This window comes from Stenotrophomonas sp. 10L48, assembly GCF_056395105.1.
In genome coordinates, this window is sequence record NZ_JBFTIX010000001.1 from 224,506 (window position 1) to 239,395 (window position 14,890).

Annotated in this window: 13 protein-coding genes; 2 read left to right on the plus strand and 11 right to left on the minus strand. The window is 66.3% G+C overall.

Annotated elements, in window-relative coordinates; genetic code table 11:
- Positions 1 to 39: 39 nt before the first annotated feature.
- The 4 genes from AC1DCU_RS01240 to ligA all read right to left on the minus strand — a co-directional run bounded on the left by AC1DCU_RS01240 (position 40) and on the right by ligA (position 4,861).
- Positions 40 to 771 (minus strand): DUF3011 domain-containing protein, encoded by a 732-nt coding sequence (locus AC1DCU_RS01240; RefSeq protein ID WP_313445699.1) that lies wholly within the window; start codon positions 769 to 771, stop codon positions 40 to 42.
- A gap of 134 nt (positions 772 to 905) precedes the next feature.
- The gene (epmA, locus tag AC1DCU_RS01245; protein WP_313445662.1) at positions 906 to 1,862 is read right to left on the minus strand and encodes an EF-P lysine aminoacylase EpmA; all 957 of its coding nucleotides are present in this window, start codon (positions 1,860 to 1,862) and stop codon (positions 906 to 908) included.
- The gene (locus tag AC1DCU_RS01250) at positions 1,859 to 2,344 is read right to left on the minus strand and encodes a GNAT family N-acetyltransferase (RefSeq protein WP_025876917.1); all 486 of its coding nucleotides are present in this window, start codon (positions 2,342 to 2,344) and stop codon (positions 1,859 to 1,861) included. The genes epmA and AC1DCU_RS01250 overlap by 4 nt, the downstream gene beginning before the upstream one ends.
- 51 nt (positions 2,345 to 2,395) lie before the next feature.
- Positions 2,396 to 4,861 (minus strand): NAD-dependent DNA ligase LigA, encoded by a 2,466-nt coding sequence (ligA, locus tag AC1DCU_RS01255; RefSeq protein ID WP_442252048.1) that lies wholly within the window; start codon positions 4,859 to 4,861, stop codon positions 2,396 to 2,398.
- Between the two features lie 186 nt (positions 4,862 to 5,047).
- On the opposite strand from ligA, the gene AC1DCU_RS01260 reads away from it, so the two are divergent.
- Positions 5,048 to 6,172, plus strand: a complete 1,125-nt coding sequence (locus tag AC1DCU_RS01260; protein WP_442252049.1) for a pyridoxal phosphate-dependent aminotransferase — start codon at positions 5,048 to 5,050, stop codon at positions 6,170 to 6,172.
- A 73-nt stretch (positions 6,173 to 6,245) separates the two neighbouring features.
- Here AC1DCU_RS01260 and zipA read toward each other — a convergent pair whose 3' ends face one another.
- From zipA to AC1DCU_RS01295, 7 genes are all read right to left on the minus strand, one after another.
- Entirely contained in the window at positions 6,246 to 6,983 is a 738-nt protein-coding gene (gene zipA / locus AC1DCU_RS01265) for a cell division protein ZipA (RefSeq protein ID WP_025876911.1), read from the minus strand.
- Positions 6,984 to 7,029: 46 nt separating this feature from the next.
- Positions 7,030 to 10,533, minus strand: coding sequence for a chromosome segregation protein SMC (smc, locus tag AC1DCU_RS01270; RefSeq protein ID WP_025876909.1), 3,504 nt, complete (start codon positions 10,531 to 10,533; stop codon positions 7,030 to 7,032).
- Between the two features lie 400 nt (positions 10,534 to 10,933).
- Positions 10,934 to 11,386 carry a 50S ribosomal protein L9 gene (gene rplI / locus AC1DCU_RS01275; RefSeq protein WP_025876905.1) on the minus strand — a complete coding sequence of 151 codons (453 nt, stop codon included), beginning with the start codon at positions 11,384 to 11,386 and terminating at the stop codon, positions 10,934 to 10,936.
- 105 nt (positions 11,387 to 11,491) lie between these two features.
- Positions 11,492 to 11,722, minus strand: a complete 231-nt coding sequence (gene rpsR / locus AC1DCU_RS01280) for a 30S ribosomal protein S18 (RefSeq protein WP_002804494.1) — start codon at positions 11,720 to 11,722, stop codon at positions 11,492 to 11,494.
- An 11-nt stretch (positions 11,723 to 11,733) separates the two neighbouring features.
- Complete coding sequence (rpsF, locus tag AC1DCU_RS01285; protein ID WP_025876882.1) at positions 11,734 to 12,171, minus strand: 30S ribosomal protein S6; 438 nt, start codon at positions 12,169 to 12,171, stop codon at positions 11,734 to 11,736.
- Positions 12,172 to 12,372: 201 nt separating this feature from the next.
- Entirely contained in the window at positions 12,373 to 12,915 is a 543-nt protein-coding gene (locus AC1DCU_RS01290; protein WP_478014093.1) for a CbrC family protein, read from the minus strand.
- A 93-nt stretch (positions 12,916 to 13,008) separates the two neighbouring features.
- Positions 13,009 to 13,347 (minus strand): HesB/IscA family protein, encoded by a 339-nt coding sequence (locus AC1DCU_RS01295; RefSeq protein ID WP_025876879.1) that lies wholly within the window; start codon positions 13,345 to 13,347, stop codon positions 13,009 to 13,011.
- 130 nt (positions 13,348 to 13,477) lie between these two features.
- Between AC1DCU_RS01295 and asnS the strand changes: the two genes are divergently transcribed.
- Positions 13,478 to 14,872 (plus strand): asparagine--tRNA ligase, encoded by a 1,395-nt coding sequence (gene asnS / locus AC1DCU_RS01300; RefSeq protein ID WP_442251937.1) that lies wholly within the window; start codon positions 13,478 to 13,480, stop codon positions 14,870 to 14,872.
- Positions 14,873 to 14,890: the final 18 nt, after the last annotated feature.

A 14,890-nucleotide genomic window follows, 5' to 3' on the forward strand; every position in this document is an offset into this window, starting at 1 on the left:
TGTAGGGCCACGCCACGCACGGATGGCCCCTGTCCGGGGTCAGTTCACCGAGAATTCGGCGCGGCAGCCGCCATCGACCCAGATGCCGTTGCGGTTCCAGCCCCAGGTGCTGCCTTCCTCGCACGGGGTGCTGGAAAGCTGGTTGGAGAGGGTGGCGCTGGTGGAGATGCTGGCGCCACAGAAGCGGCGCTTCTTGGACTTGGATTCGCAGGTCAGCCGGCGCGGCATGTCGACGAAACGGCCCTGCTCGTCGGCCACCTCGAAATCACCCTGGCAACCGCGGGTGGTCCACACCTCATTGCGCTTGTAGCCCCAGCCCTGCCCTTCCCGGCACGGAAGCACCGACAGCTGCCGCAGCAACCGTACCGGCGCACCGTCCAGGCGTACCGGGCAGCTCTGCGGGCGACCATTGGACTCACAACGCACTACCCGCCGCACCAGGCGCTTGCGCCCCTCGGTCGGCGGCGCTGCAGCATTCTCTGCCGGGCGCGCACGAAATTCCGCGCGGCAGCCCAGGGTCACCCACACGCCACTGCGGTCGGTGCCCCACTCGCTGCCACGGATGCAGCTGTTGCTGGACAACTGGCGGATCAGGTCGACGCCGTTGCTGACATCGATGTCGCAATGCACCCAACCCATGTCGCGGGATTCGCAGGTCACCACTTCGCTGTCATAGCCAAGCGACTGCGCCGATGCGGTCGACGGAAGCAGGCCACCCCATATCGCCACGGAGTACATCGGTGCCGCTACGACCGCAAACCACTTGACCAAAGCCTTCCCCATGAATGGATGAACCACGACGCAAGTGTGCGGTATCGGCTGTGATAAGAGCATCATCGTGCTTGCTGAATCAAGCGCGCAGACGCGTGTTTTCGTTCAGCCTGCCAGGTGCAGGGGAGATCGGCTCATGCGTGCGCGAAATCGAATGCAAGCACGTCGGCGATGCGCGGTGTGCGGTGCATCGCCATCAGCAGGCGATCAATGCCAACGGCAACACCGGCACAGGCGGGCATTGCAGGCAGTGCATGCAACAACGCTTCATCCAGCGCGGGCTGTACCTGCCCCCGTGCATGGCGACGCTGCAGGTCATGCTGGAAACGCGCGCGCTGTTCAGCCGCATCGTTCAGTTCGTTATAGCCATTGGCCAGTTCCACCGCGCCCAGGTACAGCTCGAAACGCTCGGCCAGCGGCGGTGTGCCGGGGCGGATGCGCGCCAGTGCCGCCTGGCTGGCGGGCCAGTCGTGGACCACGGTCATGACCGTGTCATCGAAGTGCGGTTGGATACGGTGGGTCATCAACAGATCCAGCCAATCATCGCGGGTCAGGCCTACCGGATCGATGTGCACCTCGCCCAGCGCGGCGCGCAGTTGGCCCTCATCGGCATCGAACGGGTCCACGCCGGCCTGTTGCTGGAACAGTTCGCGATAGCTCAGCACGCGCAGCGTCGCGCTGCGGCCAACCAGCGCCAACGCCTGCCCCACCAGTTCCGCGGTTTCCTGCAGCAACCGATGGTGGTCCCAGCCAACCCGATACCACTCCAGCATGGTGAACTCGGGATTGTGGCGGCCACCGGCTTCGCCATTGCGGAACACCCGGCCCAGCTCATAGCAGTCGCCCACGCCGGCAGCGAGCAGGCGCTTGAGCGGGAACTCCGGCGACGTGCGCAGCCAGCGGCGGCGTCCGCCCGCATCGACGTGGCCGCTGAAATCGGTGTGGAAGCTGTCGATGTTCGGCTCGGTGTTGCCGGCCACGGAAAGGATCGGCGTTTCCACTTCCAGCACGCCACGCTCGGCAAAGAAGCGTCGCACCAGCGCATTGAGGCCGGCACGCTGTTGCAGGCTGCGCAGCAGTGCCTCGCTCACAGGATGCCCTCCGGGCGCGGATGGTCCAGCGGCAGGGTCAGAAGATCGCGCGTGTCATCGATGTAGCCACTGGCCAGGTACAGGCGGCGCGCCAGCTCGTTGTGATGGTTCACCTCCAGCCGCAGCCGGCTGACCCCGCGCCCGCGCGCGCGTTGTTCGCAGATGGCCAGTGCCCGCTTGCCACGGCCACGGCCACGTGCCCGATGGCTGAGGTAGAGCTCGTCGAGCAGCATGAAATGGCCGCCCTGCTCCAGGCTGAAGCCCATCGCGATGACCGCATAGCCAACGACGGCCGCGGCCTCGTCCAGCCACAGCAGCACTTCCCCGTTGCGCGGATCGGCCAGCAGCGCATCGACACCACGGCGCACGCGCGCATCGTCGAATTCGATCTTGTCTTCGGCGTAGAAATCGCGCATCAGCGCGATCAGCAGTTCCTCGTCGGCACGGGTGGCCAGGCGGAAATCCAGCGGAGCGGTCTGCATCAGTGTTCCTTTGCGGTTGCGTACCGGGTGCCTGCGCACCCGACCGGTTCATCACTCGTGTTCGGCCAGGTAGGCCAGCAGGCGCTCTTCGTCCCACACCGGAACGCCCAGCGATTGCGCCTTGTCCAGCTTTGAACCTGCCTCGGTGCCTGCCACCACGAAACTGGTCTTCTTCGACACGCTGCCCGACACCTTTGCGCCCAGCGCCTCCAGGCGCTCCTTGGCGGTATCGCGATTGAGCTGGGCCAGCGTGCCGGTAAGCACCACCGTCTGCCCGTCCAGCGGACCGGCAACCACTTCGGCCAGGGCCGGCGCACTGGCCAGGATGTGCTTCATCTCCACTTCGGCGGCCAGCAACATCGCGCCATGGCCCTCGCTGTCCAGCCAGTCAGCGACGCCGCGCGCGGTGTCATCGGGCAGACCGGCGTTGACGAACTGGCCGTGCTCGGCGTCCAGCACCGCCTGCGCGCTGGGCAGTGCGGCCACCAGCTTCTCCGCGCGCAGGCGGGTAATGCCGGGAATCTCCGCTTCGACCAGCAGCTGGGCAAGGTCCAGCCCCTCGCGCAGCTTTGCACTTGGCGGGTGCACGTCGCTGATGCGCACCTGCCCCACCTGCAGCAGCGCGTCGATGGCCTGCTGGTTGCCTTCCTGTTCGAAGAAGTGGCCCAGCGAGCGCGCCACTTCGCCACCGATATCCGGCACGCGCTTGAACAACGGCCACGGCAGACGGCGGATCAACGCCAGATCGCCAAACCACTGTGCCAGTGCCTTGGCGGTGCTCTCGCCGACGTGCTCGATGCCCAGTGCGAACAGCAGTCGCTCCAGCGTCGCATCACGGCTGGCATCGATCGCAGCGATCAGGTTGTCAGCCCATTTGGTCGCGATCTTCTTCGTGTTCCATTCGAAGGCTGCCGGCTGCGCCAATGCCTGCGCGCGCCACCCCGCATCGTTGCCATCCAGTTTCAACACAGCGTTGAGCACCGCGCCACTGCCTTCTGCCGGCAGGTGCAGTTTCAGGCCGGCCGCGAGCGCGGAAGGATCTTCAGCATCCAGCACCAGCTTCAGGTGCAGCAGCTGGTCGCGGGTGAGGCGGTACAGATCAGCCACGCTCCTGACGATGCCGGCGTCCACCAGGGTTTCGATGTACTTGTCGCCAAGACCGTCGATATCCATCGCCCGTCGCGAGGCGAAGTGGGCGATGGCCTCCTTGCGCTGCGCCGGGCAGGACAGCTCGCCCGAACAACGCCAGGCAGCAGCCCCTTCCTCGCGCACGATCTCCGAGCCGCACACCGGGCAGCTGGTCGGCATCTGCCAGGGCGTGGTGCCGGCGGGACGGCGGTCGAGAATGACGCTGACCACTTCCGGAATCACATCGCCGGCACGGCGCACGATCACGCTGTCGCCCACGCGCACATCCAGGCGCGCGATCTGGTCGGCGTTGTGCAGGGTGGCATTGGAGACGATCACACCGGCCACCGCGACCGGCGCAAGGCGCGCCACCGGGGTGGCAGCACCGGTGCGGCCGATCTGGATTTCGATGGCCTCCAGCGTAGTGCTCTGTTCCTGCGCCGGGAACTTGTGCGCGATGGCCCAGCGTGGTGCGCGCGACACGAAGCCCATGGCCTGCTGGCCGGCGCGGTCATCGAGCTTGTAGACCACGCCATCAATGTCGAATGCCAGGCCGTCGCGACGCTCGCCGATGTCACGGTAGTACGCCAGCAGACCGTCCCTGCCTTCCACCACCTTGCACAGGTCGCTGACCGGGAAACCCCAGTCGCGAAGCTGCGCCAGCGTGCCCGAGTGCGTATCGGGCAACTCACCGCCCTGCACTTCACCGGTACCGTAGGTGAAGAAACTGAGCCTGCGCTGCGCGCTGATCTTCGGGTCAAGCTGGCGCAGCGAACCGGCCGCGGCATTGCGCGGATTGGCCAGCATCTTGCCACCGTGCAGGCGCGCGCGCTCGTTGTAGGCCTCGAAGTCGGCGCGGGCCATGTAGACCTCACCGCGCACTTCCAGTACATCCGGCCAGTCCCTGCCTTTCAGGCGCTTGGGAATGTCGCCGATCTCGCGCAGGTTGGCAGTCACGTCCTCACCGGTGCTGCCATCGCCCCGGGTGGCGCCCAGCACGAAATGACCGTCCTCGTAACGCAGGCTGATCGCCAGGCCGTCCATCTTCGGTTCGGCGGAAAAACGCAGGGTGCCGCGGCGCAGGCGCTCATCGATGCGGCGAACGAAGTCGGCCACTTCCTCATCGCTGAAGGCGTTAGACAGCGACAGCATCGGTACCGCATGGGTGACTTCGGCGAAGCGGCCGGACGGGCGTGCCCCGACCTGCTGGGTCGGGCTGTCGGCACGGGCGAGATCGGGATGCTCGCGCTCCAGCGCCTCCAGCTCGCGCACCAGGCGGTCGTAGTCGACGTCGGGGATCTCCGGCGCATCCAGCTCGTGATAGGCGCGATTGGCCTGGGCGATCTGCCGGCGCAGGTCTTCGGCACGTTCGGCGGGGCTGGGGCTCATCGGAGTCCGCGGGTTCTGGGATGGCCGTGAATTCTACCGCGCCTGCGCGCAGCACCTTGTAGAGCCGGGCCATGCGGGACTGGCGGCGAGCAACGGTCGCGCATGATTGGAGACGCTGCATACCCCCTTGCCCGCACTGACCACCAGCGCTAGCGTGCGTCGGTCGCCCTTCCGGAACCGCCCCCTGTGACCTTGCCTGCCTCCCGTCGCCACTTCCTGCAGCTGGCCGGTGCCGGTCTCGCCCTCGCCAGCAGCGGCCTGCCCCGGTCGGCCCAGGCACAGCCGGCGACCGTTGCGCCGCCACCCGCCGATGCGGGCGCGGTGCTGCTGAACTTCAACGAATGCCCCTATGGCCCCTCGCCGGCCGCCCAGCAGGCGGCGCTCGACAGCATCGCCAGCTGCGGCCGTTACCGCTTCGCCCTGGCCGGTGAGGTGCGCGACGCATTCATCGCCCAGGCGGGCATTCCCGCCAACCACGTGCGCCTGTATCCGGGCTCCAGCGAACCGCTGAACCGTGCGGCGACACTGTGGACCGGCCCGCAGGCGGGCCTGGTGGTGGCCGACCCGACCTTCGAGACGCTGGGCGAGATGGCTGCCTCGCGTGGTGCCCACGTGCAGAAGGTACCGCTGCGCGGCGATGGCGCGCACGACCTGCGCGCGATGGCGGCCGCCGCGCACGCGCGACCGACCGGCCTGCTGTACGTGTGCAATCCCAACAACCCCACCGGCTCGATCAGTCCGGCCAACGAGCTGGCCTGGCTGCTGGCCAACAAGCCCGCAGGTACCCGGGTGCTGCTGGACGAGGCCTATCTGCAGTACAGCGAACAGCCCAGCCTGATTGCACAGGTGGCCCAGCGCGATGACCTGATCGTGCTGCGCACCTTCTCCAAGCTGTACGGCATGGCCGGCCTGCGTCTTGGCGTGGCTGCAGCGCATCCGGAGCGCCTGCGCGAGCTGGCGAGCCTGGGCGAGAACCCGCTGCCGGTGCCCGCCCTTGCAGCGGCACTGGCCAGCCTGCGCGACCCGCAGTTGATCCCGCAGCGACGTCTGCAGAACGCCAAGGTCCGGCAGGCCACCATCGCCTGGCTGGGCAAGCGTGGCTTTGACTGCCTGCCGACCGAAGCGAACTGCTTCGTGGTGGATGTGCAGCGCGACGGCGCGGCCTTTGCCAAGGCGATGGCGGACAACGGCGTGGTGATCGGCCGCAACTGGCCGATCTGGCCGCAGCGCGTGCGCGTGACCGTGGGCACCGAGGAAGAGATGGCGCGCTTCCGCAGCGCGTTCGCGAAGGTAGCCGGCGTACCGGCCTGACCCTATCCACGCATGGCGTGGATCTACTGTTGTGGGTGCCGACCGTTGGTCGGCACGCCAGGACCTGCCGCGCTTACCAGCGCGGGGTCTTGGTCAGCGGCGGCGCCTGGTGCTGGCGGTCATAGGCGCGCAGCTCATCACGGATGTGGGCGATGCGCTGGCGGCCGAGCGCGTTGCGGCTGTCATCCAGCACCACACCATCGAGCAGTTCAGCCATGCGCTGCACGGTCGGCAGCATCTTCTCCCAGGCGTCCAGCGCGGTCAGCGGTGCCGGCAGGGTCAGGAAGAAGGCGATGGCCGGGGTTTCCATGGCGCGGATGTTGCCCATGTCGAAGCTGCCCGGCTTCATGATGCTGGCCATCGAGAAAATCGGGCCTCGCTCGGGATGCCCCTCCACCAGCCGGTGGAAGACATTCATGTGGCCAAACACCAGGCCGGTCTTCTCCGCTGCCACGACGATGTCTTCGCCGCGCAGCTGCTCACCGGCGCGGGCGGCCACGAACAGCGAAACGATCTTGTCGAAATCCTGCGTCGCGCGCTTGCCCAGGTCGCTGGCCGCGCCATCGACATCGGGCAACCCCAGTTCGGCCTGCTCGACCGTCTCGCCCATGCCAGGCTCGACGCGGTCGCCGGCCACAGGCACGCCATCCTCGCCCAGCACCGGCTCGCGACGCTCGCCGCTGGTCGGTTCGGCGCTATCGAGGCGACGGCCCTGGGGCTTCTTTTTCGGGCGGCCAAACAGGAAGATCGCAGCGACCAACAGCAGGCCGGCGGCCAGGATGCCGATGCGCAACAGTGCCGTGTCGGACATTCGTTAGGTTCTCCGGCTAGTTCATTCAGGTAACTAGGATGGCACGTCAGGCCGCGCCCGCCAATCGCGCGGCTTCTTCCAGGTCCACGCTGACCAGCCGGCTGACACCCGGCTCGCGCATCGTCACGCCCGACAACTGGTGCGCCGCTTCCATCGTGGCCTTGTTGTGGCTGACGAACAGGAACTGCACCTTCTCGCTCATTTCCTTGACCATGTTGGCCAGGCGGCCGACGTTGGCTTCATCCAGCGGCGCGTCCACCTCGTCCAGCAGGCAGAACGGTGCCGGGTTGAGCTGGAAGATCGCAAACACCAGCGCCACGGCGGTCATCGCCTTTTCGCCGCCGGACAGCAGCGAGATGCTCGACACGCGCTTGCCCGGGGGACGCGCCATGATGGTCACGCCGGTATCGAGAAGGTCTTCGCCGGTCAGCTCCAGGTAGGCGTGGCCGCCACCGAACAGGCGCGGATACAGCGCCTGCACACCGGCGTTGACACGGTCGAAGGTGTCCTTGAAGCGGCCCCGGGTTTCGCGGTCGATCTTGCGGATCGCATCTTCCAGGGTCTCCAGCGCGGTGGTCAGGTCCACGTGCTGCGCATCCAGATACTCCGAGCGCTGCGAGGCTTCGCCATACTCGTGGATCGCGGCCAGGTTGACCGGCTCCAGCCGGCGCATGCGACCGTCGATCTGGTGCACCGCCTGCTCCCAGTCGCCCAGGCGGGCCTCTTCGGGCAGCGCGTTGATCACATCCTGCAGCACGAAACCGGCCTTCTCCACTGCGCCCTGCAGGGTTTCAGCACTGAGTACCAGCGCCTGCTGGTCCAGCTTGCGCTGCGAGATGCGCTCGCGCTGGGACAGCGCCTGCTCGTCGCGTTGGTGGCGGGTCTGCTCGTAGTTGCGCAGTTCGGCATCAATGCCATCCAGCAACGTGCGCGCTTCGGTCAGCACGCGATCGGCACGGACACGCTCTTCCAGCGCGTTCTGGTGCTCGGCCTGCAGCGATTCGACCGGGGTATCGCCTTCGTCCAGCTGCGAATGCAGTTCGCCCAGGCGTGCATCAAGCTGGCCACGCTGCGTACTCATGCGTTCCAGCGCCTGGCTCAACGACGCCACCTGGGCGCGCTGTGATTCCAGGGTCAGGGCCAACGCGTGCGAACGCTCGCGCACCGCACGAGCGGCGTCGCGGGCCAGATCACGCGCCTCGGTCAACTGACGGCGTTCGCCCTCCAGGCCCTGCCGGTTCGACTCCAGGTCACCCATGCTGTTGACCGCATTCTCCAACCGCGCACGCGCTTCACGCGCCTGCTCGCGATTGATGTCCAGGGTCTCCAGCAACTGGCTGAGCTCGCCTTCGATACGGTCGATGCGCGTACGTGCCGCCTCCACCTTGCCCTGCTGGCCCTGCAGCTGGCCGGCCAGTTCGGACACCGCGCGGTGCGCCAGGTACAGCGCACGCTGCGCATCCTCGCGCTGCTGTTCGGCGGCCAACAGGTGCTCGCGGAAACCGGCCAGCTGTTCTTCCAGTTCGGCTTCGCGCGATTGCAGCTGCTCGATCTGCTCGCGCAGTTCGTTGATTTCGCGTTCGCGCAGCAGCGCGCCCTGCTTGGCGGCGCCGGAGCGCGACACGCGCACCCAGCCTTCGCCCAAGCGTTCACCGCCCTGGGTGATGATGGAATCGCCCTCGGGCAGGCTGGCCTGCAGTGCATTGGCTTCGGCAAGGTCACGCGCGCCGTGCAGGCGTGCAAGCAGGCGCCGGATCGGCGCTGGTCCACGCACACGTGCAGCCAGCGAGGTCGGCGCGACCTTCAGGTCCGCACCGTCATTGGCAACCAGCGCGATGCGGCCTTCGCCCAGCTCACCCAACGCATCGACCAGGCTGGCCGGGTCGTCGACCAGCACGCCTTCGATCAATTGACCGAGCGCGCTTTCCACTGCGTTTTCCCAACCCGCATCAACATCCAGGCGCTCACCCACGCGCGCGGCCGAATCCAGCCCACGCGACTTCAGCCACGCCACCGCCGCGCCCTGCTCCTGGCCGAGTGCAGCCTGCTGCAGGGTTTCCAGCGAAGACAGGCGCCCGCGCAGGCCATTGACCTGCTTGCGCAGCTCGGCCAGCTCGTTCTGCCCGTTGCGCTGCTGCTCCTGCACGGCGGCGACACCGTGCTTGCGCTCCTCGACCTGCTCGGTCAGCTCATCCAGCGCGGTCTTCTGCGTATCGTGCTGCAGGTGCAGCTGCTCGAAGACTTCATCCAGTGCATCCACGTCCAGCCCGGCACGTTCGGCCGCCAGCGCTTCGCGGCGACGATCGGCATCAAGGATCTGCTTGTCCAGGTAGTCCACGCGGGTGCGCTCGACCTCGCCGGCGCGCGAGGCTTCCGAGCTCTGCGAGGTGTGCTGCTCCCAACGCTGCTGCCAATCGGACAACCGCGCTTCGGCCTCACGCAGGCCTTCCTGCTTGATCTCGTTTTCTTCCTGCAGCGCTTCCAGCTGCGGGGTAGCCGCATCGACCGCTTCGCGCAGCACCATCAGCTTGGCCTCGTCGCCGCTGATGTGCTGGCCCAGTTCGGCCAATGCCTGGCGGGTTTCATCGCGCGCCTTGTGCAGGCGCTGCGACAGTTCGCGCTGGTGCTGGATCTGCTGTTCGAGGCGGGCCAGCGTGCTGCCCACCTGGTAGACCTCGGCCTGCGCGGCATTGAGCGCGTCGGCAGCCTCCTCGCGGCGCACGCGGGAAGTCTCGATCCGCGCCTCAGCGTCGCGCTGGTCGGCAATCAGCTGCTGCAGCTTGGTTTCTTCCTGCGACAGCCCTTCGCGCAGCTTGGACAGGCGACCATCCAGGCCACGGTATTCCAGCGCCTTCCACTCCGCATCCTTGACCCGGCGCTCTTCCTGCAACGCCTGGTACTGCTCGGCCTGCTTGGCCTGCCGCTTGAGGTGCTCGAGCTGCTTGGTGATTTCCTCGCGCAGGTCGCCAAGGCGATCCAGGTTCTCGCGGGTGTGGCGGATGCGGGTCTCGGTTTCCTTGCGGCGCTCCTTGTACTTGGAGATGCCGGCGGCCTCTTCCAGATACACGCGCAGGTCTTCCGGGCGCGCCTCGATGATCTGGCTGATCATGCCCTGCTCGATGATCGAGTAGCTGCGCGGGCCCAGGCCAGTGCCGAGGAACAGGTCGGTGATGTCGCGACGACGGCACTTGGTGCCGTTGAGGTAATAGTTGCTGCTGCCGTCGCGGCTGACGGTACGCTTGACCGAGATCTCGTTGAACGAGGCGTACTCGCCGGAGATCGTGTGGTCGGAGTTGTCGAAGATCAGCTCGACGGTGGCCTGCGAGACCGGCTTGCGGGCATTGGAACCGGAGAAGATCACGTCGGTGAGCGAGTCACCACGCAGGCGGCTGGCCGAACTTTCGCCCATGACCCAACGCACCGCGTCGATGATGTTCGACTTGCCGCAGCCATTGGGTCCCACCACGCCGGTCATGTTGGTCGGCAGGTGCAGGGTGGTCGGATCGACGAAGGACTTGAAGCCGGACAGCTTGATCGTGGAAAGACGCATGGCGTGATTGGGTTCCGGGCAAGGGCCTTACGGCCGCCACCATAGTGGATGTCAGGTCAGCCAGCACCTCAAGCCCTTGATTTCAAAAGAATTCAACAAGGCCAAGGGTGACGCAATGGAATGAGTATAGCGGGGCCAATGTTCCACGGGCGGGATGACCGTGGGAGGAGGCTCAGCGCTCACGCCCGCTCGTGCTTCCAGGCTCTGCCGGAGGCCGCCCCGTAAACCGACCCGGGTCCGGAAAATGAGGCCAACGCATTGATCTTCATGGATTCATCCAGGATCTATCGGCACAGGCGCGGCAGGCCAAGCACCGACCCGGCCGGACGGGCCGCCCCAAAACAAAACGGGCACCCTTGCGGGCGCCCGTTCTGGTGATACCAGGCCTTGCGGCGTGGGATCAGGCCTTTTCGGCTTCAACCACGACCTTGACGGTGGTCTCGACGTCCGCGTGCAGGTGCACCAGGACTTCGTACTCGCCAATGTTGCGGAAGGCGCCTTCGCCCAGGATGACTTCGCTCTTGCTCAGCGCCAGGCCGGCAGCGGTGAAGGCATCGGCGATTTCGCGCGCGCCGACCGAGCCGTACAGCTTGCCTTCGGTCGAAGCGTTGGCGGCGACGGTCACGCTCGCGCCTTCCAGCTTGGCCTTGCGGGCTTCGGCTTCAGCGTGGATGGACTGGGCCTTGGCTTCGTAATCAGCGCGCTTGGCTTCGAACTCGGCCTTGTTGCTCTCGGTGGCCGGAACGGCCTTGCCCTGCGGCACGAGGAAGTTACGGCCGTAGCCCGGCTTCACGTCGACCAGGTCGCCCAGGTTGCCGAGGTTGGTGACTTTCTGCAGGAGGATCAGCTGCATGGTATTGCTCCAGATAAGTTATTCGTTAGCGAGGCGCGGGCCCCGCAACAAAGGCTGTCCGAATAGCTGGCACAGCGGGGGCAGCGCGAAGCTGCCCCGCCGGCATCAGACGTCGTGGTTGTCGGTGTACGGAATCAGGGCCAGGAAGCGAGCGCGCTTGACGGCGGTCGCCAGCTGACGCTGGTACTTCGACTTGGTACCGGTGACGCGGCTCGGCACGATCTTGCCGTTCTCGGTCAGGTACTGGCGCAGGGTGTTGAGATCCTTGTAGTCGATCTCCTTGACACCTTCGGCCGTGAACTTGCAGAACTTGCGGCGACGGAAGAACTTGGACATGTCAGTGCTCCTTAGGCGGCCGAAGCGGCGTCGTCGCCGGCATCGTTGTCAGCGGCGGGGGTGGTTTCGCCTTCTTCGTCATCACGACGACGACGCTCACCACGCTCGGGCTTGTCGCCCTTCTCGTCCTTGCTCTTCATGATCAGCGACTGCTCGGTGTCAGCCTCGTCACGCTTGATGACCAGGTTGCGCAGGACGGCGTCGTTGAAGCGGAAGCTTTCGGTCAGCTCGGTCAGCACGGCCTGGTCGACTTCGATGTTCAGCAGCACGTAGTGCGCCTTCACCAGGTTCTGGATCGGGTACGCCAGCTGGCGGCGGCCCCAGTCTTCCAGACGGTGGATGGTGCCGTTGCCGTTCTCGACCAGCGACTTGTAGCGCTCGATCATGGCCGGGACCTGCTCGCTCTGGTCCGGGTGGACCATGAACACGATTTCGTAATGACGACTCATGTTTTTCTACCTTTCGGATGTGGCCTTGCGGCCGGACAGCCCCCCGCCGTTGATACCGCGGTGGGGCAAGGGATCCTGCCAAGGAGGCAGGAAGCCGCGCATTATGGCGCAGATGGGGCTGCCGGGCAACCGGCGAGCCGCAGACCGACCTGAACATGGTAGCGCCGGGCCATGGCCGGCGAACGCGGAAACCGCCCCGGGCTACCCCAGGTCCACATGCAGGCGGTGCTGGCCGCATTGCAGGCACTGGAACAGGCAGCCAACCATCTCCCCGTCCCGGCTCAGGTGTTCCAGCAACCAGTCGGCGTCGCGCGGGTTGACCTCGGCCACGTCCGGCCGGACCTGGTCGAGGATGGGCAGGAGGTCCTCGCTGCCGGCAAAGCCGAGGAAGGCGCAGGGCCRTTCACAATGGCTCAGCCAGACCGATTGCTGCCAGGACGAGTAGCCCGGGGTGCGCTCGCAGATCTCCAGCAACTGCCCGCGGGGAATGGTCGGTGGCGGATCGGCCGGGTCCGGCGACACCCCCTCGATATCGCTCCAGCCGGTGAATTCACCCTCGTAACTGGCCGCTGCCCTGCCATCGGCGATACACCAGGGGCACAGGTAATCGGGACGCAGAGGTGTGTAGAACGGCCCCCGGTAACGAAGCGTCCGCGACTGACCGCAGCAGTCACAGATCCCGTCGACCTCTTCGAAGGAGAGGGCGTAGGCGTTGGGGTGATAAATGAAAAGCGGTCGTTCCATCCGTGGATCCCTTCCCTGCCGACCAAGGTCGGCATCTACCAGAGCAGGTTCCGATAGCGCCGGACCACGTCCGGCGGACGCCAGAACCGGCCGTCAGGCCTTGTCGGCGTCGGTGGTGAAGCTCTCGCCGCAGCCGCACTCGGCGGTGGCATTCGGGTTGCTGAACGTGAAGGTCTCGCTCAGGCCGTGCTTGCCGAAGTCGATCACGGTGCCGTCCACCAGGGCCAGGCTCTTGGCATCGACATAGATCTTTACCCCGTCCTGGTCGAACACGGTGTCGTCCGCGCGCTCCTCGCGGGCCAGGTCGGTGATGTGGCCCCAGCCCGAGCAGCCGGTCTTGGTCACGCCAAAACGCAGGCCCAGCGCGCCGGGGGTCTGGGCGACAAAGCGCTGCACGCGCTCAAAGGCAATAGGGGTCAGGCTGACAGCCATGGTGGATCACTCCAGAGGTACCGGGACATTATAGGGAGCCGATGACCGCAGAAATGCCTCGCAAGCAGAACGCTGCAACCGGTAAACTCCCGTGTTCATAGATCGAGTCGATCAGCAGAGGATTCAAGTCATGACGGTGGTCAGCGTTGAACATGCGCTTGCCGGGAAGATCCCGGAAGGTGGCGAAGTCACGGTACGCGGTTGGGTGCGCACGGTGCGCGGTTCAGCAAATCTGGCTTTCGTGAATGTGACCGACGGCTCCTGCTTCGCCCCGATCCAGGTCGTGGCCGGCGACGGGCTGGCCAACTTCGACGAGATCAAGCGCCTGACCACCGGCTGCTCGCTGGTGGCCACCGGCACACTGGTGAAGTCGCAGGGCAAGGGCCAGTCGTTCGAGATCCAGGCCAGCGCGGTCGAGGTGGTCGGCTGGGTCGAAGACCCGCTCACCTACCCGATCCAGCCCAAGCCGATGACGCCGGAGTTCCTGCGTGAAGTGGCGCACCTGCGCCCGCGCACCAACCTGTTCGGCGCGGTCACCCGCATCCGCAACTGCCTGGCCCAGGCCGTGCACCGCTTCTTCCACGAGAACGGCTTCAACTGGATCAGCACCCCGATCATCACCACCTCCGACGCCGAAGGCGCCGGCCAGATGTTCCGCGTGTCCACCCTGGACATGGTGAACCTGCCGCGTGACGCCCAGGGCGGGATCGACTTCAGCCGCGACTTCTTCGGCAAGGAAACCTTCCTGACCGTGTCCGGCCAGCTGAACGTCGAGGCCTACTGCCTGGCGCTGAGCAAGGTGTACACCTTCGGCCCGACCTTCCGCGCCGAGAACAGCCACACCACCCGCCACCTGGCGGAGTTCTGGATGATCGAGCCGGAAATCGCCTTCGCCGACCTGGCCGAAGACGCACGCCTGGCCGAGGAATTCCTGAAGTACCTGTTCCGCGCGGTGCTCAACGAGCGCGGCGACGACCTGGCCTTCATCGCCGAGCGCGTGGACAAGAACGCGATCACCAAGCTGGAAGACTTCATCAACGCGCCGTTCGAACGCATCGATTACACCGATGCGGTCAGCCTGCTGCAGAAGTCCGGAAAGAAGTTCGACTTCCCGGTCGAATGGGGCCTGGACCTGCAGACCGAGCACGAGCGCTGGCTGACCGAGGAACACGTCGGTCGCCCGGTGGTGGTGACCAACTACCCCGAGCACATCAAGGCCTTCTACATGCGCCTGAACGATGACGGCAAGACCGTCGCGGCGATGGACGTGCTGGCCCCGGGCATCGGCGAGATCATCGGTGGCAGCCAGCGCGAAGAGCGCCTGGACGTGCTGGATGCACGCATGGCGCAGTTCGGCCTGGATCGCGAGCACTACAGCTGGTACCGCGATTTCCGCCGCTACGGCTCGGTACCGCACGCCGGCTTCGGCCTGGGCTTCGAGCGCCTGGTGGTGTACGTCTGCGGTCTGTCCAACATCCGCGATGCGATCCCCTACCCGCGCGCCCCGGGCAGCGCGGACTTCTAAGCCCACACGCACGACCAC

What these genes read in the sequence shown, in the direction of transcription:
- AC1DCU_RS01295 (WP_025876879.1), bottom strand. Translation starts at nt 13,347, where the DNA reads ATGGCTGTCAGCCTGACCCCTATTGCCTTTGAGCGCGTGCAGCGCTTT.
- ligA (WP_442252048.1), bottom strand. Translation starts at nt 4,861, where the DNA reads ATGAGCCCCAGCCCCGCCGAACGTGCCGAAGACCTGCGCCGGCAGATC.
- zipA (WP_025876911.1), bottom strand. Translation starts at nt 6,983, where the DNA reads ATGTCCGACACGGCACTGTTGCGCATCGGCATCCTGGCCGCCGGCCTG.
- smc (WP_025876909.1), bottom strand. Translation starts at nt 10,533, where the DNA reads ATGCGTCTTTCCACGATCAAGCTGTCCGGCTTCAAGTCCTTCGTCGAT.
- rpsF (WP_025876882.1), bottom strand. Translation starts at nt 12,171, where the DNA reads ATGAGTCGTCATTACGAAATCGTGTTCATGGTCCACCCGGACCAGAGC.
- rpsR (WP_002804494.1), bottom strand. Translation starts at nt 11,722, where the DNA reads ATGTCCAAGTTCTTCCGTCGCCGCAAGTTCTGCAAGTTCACGGCCGAA.
- asnS (WP_442251937.1), top strand. Translation starts at nt 13,478, where the DNA reads ATGACGGTGGTCAGCGTTGAACATGCGCTTGCCGGGAAGATCCCGGAA.
- rplI (WP_025876905.1), bottom strand. Translation starts at nt 11,386, where the DNA reads ATGCAGCTGATCCTCCTGCAGAAAGTCACCAACCTCGGCAACCTGGGC.
- AC1DCU_RS01250 (WP_025876917.1), bottom strand. Translation starts at nt 2,344, where the DNA reads ATGCAGACCGCTCCGCTGGATTTCCGCCTGGCCACCCGTGCCGACGAG.